Source organism: Methanosaeta sp. UBA356 (assembly GCF_002496465.1).
In the GTDB taxonomy this organism is placed as follows: Archaea; Halobacteriota; Methanosarcinia; order Methanotrichales; family Methanotrichaceae; genus Methanothrix; species Methanothrix soehngenii.
Genome location: NZ_DAKC01000017.1, coordinates 1 through 4679, shown reverse-complemented (window position 1 = coordinate 4679; position 4679 = coordinate 1). Strand labels below are relative to the sequence as shown.

Annotated in this window: 4 protein-coding genes and 1 pseudogene; 3 read left to right on the top strand and 2 right to left on the bottom strand. The window is 54.4% G+C overall.

All coding sequences use genetic code 11. From position 1 onward, the window contains the following. Positions 1–489, top strand: a pseudogene (locus BP727_RS00850) (hypothetical protein); the annotation flags it as partial. A 421-nt stretch (positions 490–910) separates the two neighbouring features. Here the strand turns inward: BP727_RS00850 and ligD are convergent. Together ligD and BP727_RS00840 are read right to left on the bottom strand one after the other, a co-directional pair. After that, entirely contained in the window at positions 911–1858 is a 948-nt protein-coding gene (gene ligD, locus BP727_RS00845) for a non-homologous end-joining DNA ligase (protein WP_286856871.1), read from the bottom strand. Continuing rightward, a complete protein-coding gene (locus BP727_RS00840) occupies positions 1855–2706 on the bottom strand; it encodes a Ku protein (protein WP_286856869.1) in 852 nt (283 codons plus the stop codon). Before BP727_RS00840 ends, ligD begins: the two co-directional genes overlap by 4 nt. A 100-nt stretch (positions 2707–2806) precedes the next feature. Between BP727_RS00840 and BP727_RS00835 the strand changes: the two genes are divergently transcribed. Further along, positions 2807–3208: a hypothetical protein gene (locus tag BP727_RS00835; RefSeq protein ID WP_157863837.1), complete on the top strand. Its 402-nt coding sequence runs from the start codon at positions 2807–2809 to the stop codon at positions 3206–3208. Beyond that, positions 3196–4380: a geranylgeranyl reductase family protein gene (locus tag BP727_RS00830; RefSeq protein ID WP_286856867.1), complete on the top strand. Its 1185-nt coding sequence runs from the start codon at positions 3196–3198 to the stop codon at positions 4378–4380. The genes BP727_RS00835 and BP727_RS00830 overlap by 13 nt, the downstream gene beginning before the upstream one ends. Positions 4381–4679: the final 299 nt, after the last annotated feature.

Sequence of the window (4679 nt, the reverse complement as noted above, 5' to 3'; positions counted from 1 at the left end):
ACGACCAGGAAGAGAAAACACTCGTTATACTCTTTCAACTATGTCTACTGGGGCGCTCTTAAGGACTTTGTCTCTGCCCTGCAGGAGTACGACAAGTCTCGCCTTGTTCCCAGAGACGCCCTGCTCATTAAGATCTACAAAGACAGCGTTCTCTTCAAGAGCCTGCGAGTGCAGGATGCCACCCCCACATCTTTCAGTGCCTATATAGACTACGGGATTGAGCTGGGCCTGCGGGACAATTACTACACATTGCCCAAGAGAGAACTGTCTATTGAGGATGTCTTCATCCACTCCTTAGACTCGGCAGAAGGCCGCTCTCAAAGGCTCTTTTGCATATTGTTCTATTTGAGGAACAGGGATAAATTGCAGAGCGTCCTGCACCCAATTGCGAAGGATATAATGGCGGTTTTGCAGGGAGAAAAGGTCAAAGGCTATCCTTCGATGGAAGATGTCGAGGATAGGACGGAGATGTATGGCATCGAGCTATGACAAGATAAACCGGGCTCTTCGCTGAATTATATGTGTGAGGTCCGGCGGAGAATATAGCCTCTGTTCCTCTGCGCCTCTGTGGTTTGATTGGATTACAGATAACGGATTTTAGCCATATAGAGCACAAAGATCACAAAGGCCTCGCAAAGGTTAATCCTGTTCTTGATAGCCCAATAATCCTTTGGTGCGGTCTTTGTGTCCTTTGTGTGCTTTGTGGTTTATGGCTCTTCGCTGAATCATTTGGATGAGGTACGGCAGCGGTTATAGTCTCTGTTTCTCTGTGGTTGGGTCAGAACATAGCGGTTCATCACCGAGGCGAAAAGATATAGATTTTTTGGCGATTCAAGTTCACCCCTGCTAAACAACGAGCAGCCACCGAAAACAAGGATATAAAACCAAACCCCTCCCCTGCATTCTTTCGCTATCCGAGCTGATCCAGTGTGCACTCCTCCGGCTCCTTGTCATCCCTCATCCGCAAGAATACCGGAGCTCTCAGGCCGCCGTCATGTGTCCTCTCCAGTGCGGTGACCTGCACCACCATCTTCGGCTCGATCCATACCACTCCCGCCGTTGCCGGCGGATTGGAGAACGGAGGCTTTTCCCTGGGCGAAAAGCGGCCGGTGATATCCTGCAGCTCCTCTTCTGTGAAGCCCGACCCCACTCTGCTGATGTACACCAGCTCGCCCTGGCTGTAGGCGCCGAGGAGCAGTCCGCCAAAATAAGGCGTTCGATCTCCTTTGCCTGGAATATAGCCGCCCACAACCAAATCCAGCTTAAGGCTCTTTTTGATCTTCACCCAGTCCTGGCTCCGGATGCCGGGAAGATAGAGCGACTCCAGCCTCTTGCCGACCACTCCCTCAATCCCCATCTTCAAAGCTGCCTGAAAATAATCCTCCCCTTTCTCGGGAAATGAGTCGATTAGGGTTACGGTCTCGCTATCCTCCAGGTCCGCCTCCAATTCCCTGAACAATATCCTCTTTCTCTCTTTGAGGGGAAGGTGCATCAGGCTCTCTTTATCAAGACTGAGGATATCGAACACCACATAGCTGGCCGGCATGGCGCGGGAGAGGTAGTCTATCCTGATCGGATCGTTCTGATGGTCCCGCTCCGCTAGAGAACGGAAATTGGGAATGCCCTTCCTGAAGACGGTGATCTCGCCGTCCAGGACGCACTCGCCCTGCAGGCTGCCAAGGGCACTGGCCAGCTCAGGGTAGCGATAGGTGATATCCGCCAGCCTGCGGTTGGAGAGCAGGACCCTTTTTTTGGCCGAAGCTATGCAGCGGGTCCCGTCGATCTTCGGCTCGAAGATCCAGCCCTCTCTGCTGAAGGGCTGGCCGGATACAGCCAGCATCGGCTTGATGGGATTCATTTCAGCGAATCTGCCGTCGCCCGCAGGGCCTCCATCAGGCTCTTGGCAGGGGGCTTCTCCTTCTTCTTCCTCTCCGGCACGCTCACGATACCCTCCATCTTGGACCTCACCAGGGCCTCGATTCTCTTCTTGTACTCATCCTCATAAGCGCTATAATCCAGCTCTCCTGTCAGGCCGCGAACGATCTCAAATCCCAGCTCCATCTCCTTTTCCGATGGCTCGGGAAGCTCTTTGAGTACGCTATACCCCGACGGGTCCCTTATCTCATCAGGGTATCGCATGGTGGTGGCCGCGATTGCCTGCCGGTAGTAGTGGACTATGACCGGCCTCTCCCGAGAGTGCATGGTTATCCTGCCGATGGCCGCTTTGCCCGTCTTTTCCATCACCGCCCTCAAGAGAGAATAGGCCTCCTCTGAGCGGTCGGGCAGGAGCAGATAGGTCTTCTCAAAGTAATGAGGATCAACCTCAAAGAAGCTGACGAAGCGGTCGAGGGCTATGGTGCTCCTGGACTCGGGCTTCGCTTTATCTATCTCCTTTTTCTCTAAAACCACATACTTCTCATTTCCCAGAGGATAACCATAGACGATGTCCGCGAGCATGACCTCCTCCCCCTCCTGGCAGTAGCGCTTGAAGGATATGGGGGTCTTGCAGGCTTTGTGAAGCATGCGAAAGCTTATGCGGGTGTTCCGGATCATGGAGACGGCTTTGACCGGAATGTTGACCAGACCTATTCGCAGGCTGCCTGACCATATGGTTCTGGGAGGCACCGAGGGGATTGGCTCCTCGTCCTCTGCCCCATCTTCCTCCTTTCCTGCGGTCTTTTCGACCAGCTGCACTACCTCGGCCATAGAGTATTATTAACCCTGGATTGTACAAAATCTTTTGCACCTTGGGCCATTTTTTTAGCCACCCGCAAGAGGCATATGCTCTCGGCACAATCTGGATAATGTGAATTTGGAGGAATGGAATCTGGAGAACATGAGAGAGATCCCCGGCTGGGAGGGTCCTGTCAGTCTCTCGGAGGGGGCTTACCGTTACTCGAAATATATACGCTGGATAAGGCTGTTCATCAATGCACAGATCGATGAGGAAGTGGATGGCGGAAGAATAGCCTTTTCCGGCGGCGCCGTCGGAGACTGTCCAAGCTTTGAGGTCAGACGAGAGAACGGCCAGTGGATGCGCTATGAGATTGAAATGGCCTGGACGCCAAAAGGAGAGCCCGTTCTCAGGCTGAGGAACTATTCCTGCTGGGATCTGGTGTACGACCGCATCTCCGATGGCACTCAGATCGATGAAAAGATCGAGACGATATGCGATCTGGTAGAATACCTGGAGAGATGTCTATCCTGAAAGAACGCTTTGATGTAGCTGTCATCGGCGCCGGCCCGGCAGGCTCCATGGCCGCCAAGTATGCCGCCAAATCGGGAGCTAATGCGGTCATTCTGGAGGAGCATCCAGCGGTGGGCTGGCCGGTGGAATGCGCCGGCCTCCTGGGCCTGGGCGCTCTGGCGGAGTCAGAGCTGCCGGGCAGCTCCTTTGTCCTGAGGAGGATGAAAGGGGCAGCGATCTATTCCCCTGGCGGGAATCGATTGGACTTCAAAGCCCAGGATCCAAGGGCAAGCGTAGTGGACAGGAGGCTCTTTGACCGGGCAGCAGCCTGCGAGGCCCTGCATGAGGGGGTGGAGATGAGGCTCTGCTCGCCGGTCAGAAGAATAAGACGGGAGGGGGAAGAGAGCGTTCTCTCCATTGGGGGAGGAGATGAGATCAGGGCATCGATTGTCATCAGCGCGGAAGGGGTCAGGGCCAGGCTGGCCAGGCAGGCGGGGATCATGCCGCCGGAGTTGGTTTTGTCCGGAGCACAGCTGGAGCTCCCGTTTGCAGTAGAGGATCCCGAATCGGTTGAGGTGCACCTTGGAGCGGCACCAGGCCTCTTCGCCTGGGTGATACCCACGGGAGAAGAGACCGCCCGCATCGGCCTGTGCGCCAGAGAGAGGGGATGCGAGCATTTGAAGAGATTTCTCGGGCAGGAGGTGATAAGGAAGAGGATCCTTGGATCGGCAACAACGATAAACGTAGGCGGCCTGCCGCTGGGCCCGCCCCCGGTGACCGTCGCCCAGGGCCTACTGGTGGTGGGCGATGCTGCCGGCCAGGTCAAGCCCACCTCAGGAGGAGGGATCTATCCCGGACTGGTGGCGGCCAAAATCGCAGGTGGCGTGGCTGCAGCTGCTGCAATGGAAGGCGACGGCTCTGCCCAGAGGCTGCAGGAGTACGACCGGATCTGGCGGGCCAATCTGGGCCGGGAGCTTGAGATCGGCATGAGGGCAAACCGGATGCTGAATCGAATGAGCGCAAAAGAATGCGACGAGCTGGTGAATTACCTGGCCGGAAGGCCCGCGCTCATCAAAACCATAGAAGAGCATGGGGATATCGACCGGCCCAGCAGTCTGATGATCAAGATGCTCTTTCATTTGGACTGGGATGGCTTGAAGCTGGCCGGACTGCTGCGCTATGCTTTGGGCTGAAGTATGGTGAAATCGGGATTCGTAGGCCTCACCACAAAGGCGCAAAGGCACAAAGGAAAATTTTCTACAGTACGTTAGCCACGCATTTTAGAGCAGAGCGATTATATTGTGATGAAGGGAAAATTTTGTGTAGTCCCGAAAATATTTCGTACCTGTCCTGTTTCGCTTCGTGTGAATAATTCATATTTTTTTATCATATACCAAATAACCATCCGAAAGTTCTTTCATATAATCTATCAATCGAACCAGCGGGGCAAGACAGTATGGCTGAAGATTACTGTACTTTCCAACTTTTTAAC

Coding starts and splice junctions, on each gene's coding strand:
- ligD (WP_286856871.1), bottom strand. CDS start 1,858: ATGAATCCCATCAAGCCGATGCTGGCTGTATCCGGCCAGCCCTTCAGC.
- BP727_RS00840 (WP_286856869.1), bottom strand. CDS start 2,706: ATGGCCGAGGTAGTGCAGCTGGTCGAAAAGACCGCAGGAAAGGAGGAA.
- BP727_RS00830 (WP_286856867.1), top strand. CDS start 3,196: ATGTCTATCCTGAAAGAACGCTTTGATGTAGCTGTCATCGGCGCCGGC.